Genomic DNA, 555 nt, shown 5'->3' on the forward strand with positions numbered 1-555 from the left:
TTACCATCCTTACTTAGGCATACACAGTTAGAGTCGATGGCATTAGATGGCCTAGCGCTAGAAAGAGGGTTAGACAGTGGAATCCCAGGGCGCAAGCTAGAACAGATCATGGCGATGGGGGAGGCAGCGATTCAATCTCATCAAGGTGAGGAATGGTTAGAGTGGTGCTCGGGTAAAGGATACTTAGGTCGGATCTTAACCACGCAAACCGATCAACCAGTGACCAGTTTTGAATATCAACAAGCGTTATGCGACTCCGGCCAACAAGCCGCGAATGAACATCATTGGAAAATGACCTTTATCCAAGGTGACGCGTTTGATCCTCAAACCAAGGCAGTATTCAAACCCACGCAACATGCTGTCGCACTGCATGCTTGTGGTGACCTTCATGTTCGGTTGATGGAATATGGAAGTGAAGCCGGCATCGCGGCGATGACGATTTCACCTTGCTGTTATCATTTGATTCAAAGCGAGACGTACCAAGCGTTATCCCAATCAGTACGAGCGTCTGAACTCATTTTGTCTAAGCATGAACTGCGCATTCCATTGCAACAG

General features: G+C 47.9%; 1 protein-coding gene. It reads left to right on the forward strand.

Annotated features, from left to right (window positions below):
- On the forward strand, positions 1-555 hold a 555-nt coding region (locus R7040_RS29025; RefSeq protein WP_318097978.1), incomplete at both ends, for a methyltransferase.

The organism is Vibrio sp. 1069 (assembly GCF_033340555.1).